General features: G+C 53.1%; 5 protein-coding genes. 2 read left to right on the plus strand and 3 right to left on the minus strand.

The features are described from left to right. The first annotated feature begins 577 nt into the window (after positions 1-577). Together DXT99_RS26580 and DXT99_RS26585 are read left to right on the plus strand one after the other, a co-directional pair. Complete coding sequence (locus tag DXT99_RS26580) at positions 578-1072, plus strand: DinB family protein (protein ID WP_115568634.1); 495 nt, start codon at positions 578-580, stop codon at positions 1070-1072. Positions 1073-1088: 16 nt separating this feature from the next. Further along, complete coding sequence (locus DXT99_RS26585; protein ID WP_115568629.1) at positions 1089-1310, plus strand: hypothetical protein; 222 nt, start codon at positions 1089-1091, stop codon at positions 1308-1310. Positions 1311-1320: 10 nt separating this feature from the next. Here DXT99_RS26585 and DXT99_RS26590 read toward each other — a convergent pair whose 3' ends face one another. The 3 genes from DXT99_RS26590 to DXT99_RS26605 form a co-directional block, all read right to left on the minus strand. Next, positions 1321-2289, minus strand: coding sequence for a helix-turn-helix transcriptional regulator (locus DXT99_RS26590; protein ID WP_115568630.1), 969 nt, complete (start codon positions 2287-2289; stop codon positions 1321-1323). 13 nt (positions 2290-2302) lie between these two features. Continuing rightward, entirely contained in the window at positions 2303-2629 is a 327-nt protein-coding gene (locus DXT99_RS26595) for a GIY-YIG nuclease family protein (RefSeq protein WP_115568631.1), read from the minus strand. 212 nt (positions 2630-2841) lie between these two features. Next, positions 2842-3180 (minus strand): zincin-like metallopeptidase domain-containing protein, encoded by a 339-nt coding sequence (locus tag DXT99_RS26605; protein WP_115568633.1) that lies wholly within the window; start codon positions 3178-3180, stop codon positions 2842-2844. Positions 3181-3304: the final 124 nt, after the last annotated feature.

Raw genomic sequence — 3304 nt, forward strand, 5'->3', positions numbered from 1 at the left:
CCGTGATGAACAAGCTCATAAAACAGGTGTTTGGTATGGTAAGGTCCGGAGAGGTTTACGCTGTGAATTGATAAACGTACGCCTAAAAAAAAGCGCCAATACAGTTGCTTTTTAACACAGTTCATAAGAATGCTTATCGGCTTCCCTGATACCAGCGCATTTGACAGTATAGCAGGGAGAGGTTTGATTGTCTGTTCAGAAGGTGTATCGAAGTAAATCACTCGGCCATCACACGGTATGCAGCATGATCCGCTTTGGCTATGTGCTGTGAAAAGAACTCGCGAAAGACGAATTCACCTGCACGTAAGTGTGAAAACTTAATGACTTAACGTGCTGAGACCAAGCAGCGGTAACTACAAATTATTCTCTCCTGTTAGTTTCAGAACATTATCTCCAGCTTGTTTGCCTTTATACTGGCTCTGCCTCTTCTTCAAGGATATTAAGCTAACAGCAAGTTTTGTACGGTAGCGTTGTTTTTGAGTTAAGCCGGAAATTTCCAGGTACTGCTGACAGGCTGTTGTCATTCTGCGGGTTTAGCTTTGCCTATACAATCAGTTTCAAAACAAATACGCAAACTATGAACTTGGAAGAAACAAGAAAACAAGCCGCCTCGGTTATCACCTCAGCTGATTTGCTCAAGCACTGGCAGGGGCACAGGAGCCTTACCCGCAGGGTAATCGAGGCCTTCCCCGAGAAGGAGCTGTTCGAATTCACTGTTGCCGGCATGCGCCCTTTCGCCGCTATGGCGCAGGAGCTGCTGGCTATCACCGCTCCGGGTATCCGGCAGGTTGCCGGCCACGGGACGGAGGAGTTGAACGAGCAGCTCGACCAGGCAGGCAGCAAAGCAAGCATCCTTACCTTGTGGGATGAGGCCACAGCCGAAATCGACCGGTATTGGGCGCAGATTCCTGACGAGAGGTTCCATGAGCGCATTGTGGCCTTTGGGCAGTATGAGGGGACGGTGTGGTCCACCATCCTTTACTTTATCGACAATGAGATCCACCACAGGGGGCAAGGCTACGTGTACCTGCGCTCGCTGGGCATGGAACCGCCTTATTTCTGGGAAAGATAAAAACCTCACGCCTCACATGGAAACAGTGCTTGTGTTCAAAACGTCGGTGACGACAAACCGCAGCGTCAGCAAGGTAAAGCCGCTGCTGGACAGGCTGATGGATAAGCACGAGAAATGGAGCTTTGACCTGGAGGACTGCGACCATATCCTCCGGGTCGAGGCCGTCTCGGTACAGCCCGCTGCCATTATCGAAAGACTTGGGGACGCCGGCTTCGCCTGCGCGGAACTGGAAGACTGATGCTGCCTGCTTAGCGCCTCTGTTTCAGGTTAGCAACCGTTTTCTCCAGCAGCTCGCCCACCCGCTCCCTGAGGCTCTCGGGCTCCACTATCTCGGCGCAGTCGCCGAACATCATAAACCAGCGGGGGAAGCCATGCTCCAAATCGGCGGTCATAAAGGTCATCTCTACCCAGTCACCCAGGGCTCTTTCCGACTCGAAGCCGTAGTATCCGCGCCCTGTTCCGATGTACCTTGCCGCCTCCCTGTCCACCCGTATCACCACCTTTGTTTTTGCGGCCGGAACACCGGAGCCCCTGTGGCCGCCTGTGTTTTCGTGCTCCTTTGCGAAAGGCAGGTCTGTTCGCTTTATCACCTGCATCCGGTCAGTACGGAACTGGCGGTAATCCTCCCGCAGGTGGCAATAGGCCATCACATACCAGTAGTTGTTTTCGTTGAACAGCCCCACAGGCTCAATAACCCGGTCCACCGACTCATCCGAGTAAGGGGACCGGTACTGCAGGGTGACCTGCCTCCTCTCTGCGATGCTGTCCAGCAGCACGTTCAGGGCATCGGGCGTGCTCTCGTTGAAAAGCCTCTCGCAGGAGTTAACCCACACCTGCGTCTCCAGGGCGGCCACCCAATCTTTGGCGTTGCCCCTCAAAACAGATTTGACCTTGTACATGGCCGACTCATAATGGGCGCCCAGTGCTTTGTCGCTGAACTTCTGCATCAGCTTGTCAGCGGCCACAAAGCTGGAGGCCTCTTCGCGGGTGAACATGACCGGGGGCAGGCGGTACCCCTCCACCAGCGAGTAACCCACACCGGCCTCCCCGGTGACAGGCACCCCGGAGGCCTCTAGGGAGCGTATGTCCCGGTACACAGTGCGCAGGCTCACCTGAAAGCGGCTAGCCAGCTCCTGTGCCTTTACCACCCGGCCCGACTGCAGGTGAACGAGCATCGCCACGATGCGGTCAAAACGGTTCAGATTGTCTCCCTTCATATGGCGGATGAAATCATTGAAACAGCTCCAGTTGGTGAGGCTGGCAGTATCTGTTGTTGAACTTTGGTTTGAGCATGCGGATGTAGTGCTTCTCCAGCTTGAGCACCTCTTCCTTGTCCTGGTACTCCTGGAGGTAAATCACCGCTCCATCGGAGCACTTGTCTTTATGCTTGATAACTCTCCAGAAGATGTTGCTGGTCTCACCCACATAGACACAGGTGCCGGAGTCAAAGATGAGGTACAGAAAGTAAGACCTGTTCTCTTTCACATAGCGCCAACTCCTGTACTGGTGCAGCACCTCTCCCCTTCTGTACTGCCGGAATTCGCGTAATTGAACCATCTACTTCTTAACGTATGCTTGATGTATAAACTAATCCCCCAATGGATGTTCAACAAACATGGAAATATAGTGTTCAAGATACTGAAAGGAAGCAAATTCTGCAATCTGCCATGCACTATGTGCCACAGCCTGAACGGGGTTACCGCTCAAGCTGTGGCAGGTGGAGAGCTTAGTCATCGGAAAGTAGCTGCCCGAAAGATGCAAGGCTTCCTTTAAGCGGCCATGGCCACGGCAGGCAGCGCTTCCCCGCTTTCCTCTGCCTTCAGGTCCAGAATATAGCTGGCTGCCTTGAAAGCCTTAGTGCCGGCGTAGATAATCATGGTCTTGTCGTTTTTGAATTTGCTGGCCCAGCCCTGCAGGTAAGCCACTGAGTTCTCAAATACAGCCTCCTGGATGCCGGTGAAGGCACAGAGGAAACTAGCCCCCATCTCTGCTATCAGCTCTTCTTTGCTGTAGTCCTCGTCCCCGAAGCGGGTAGCCTTGTCTATGAAGCGGTCCAGCCTGGTGGGGTGTCCGACGGAATGAATCTTATGCCGATATCGGCATAACATTCATAATGCCGCAGAAAAGATTATGCCGCACCAGATAGGCTGGGTGTTTGTTTTAGTGCTTTTCCGGTGCGGGCATGCGGCATAATCTATAGGCTTTCGAGAAAGCTGAGCAATTTATCATCCG

The sequence above is a fragment of the Pontibacter diazotrophicus genome, from assembly GCF_003367245.1.
In the GTDB taxonomy this organism is placed as follows: domain Bacteria; phylum Bacteroidota; class Bacteroidia; order Cytophagales; family Hymenobacteraceae; genus Pontibacter; species Pontibacter diazotrophicus.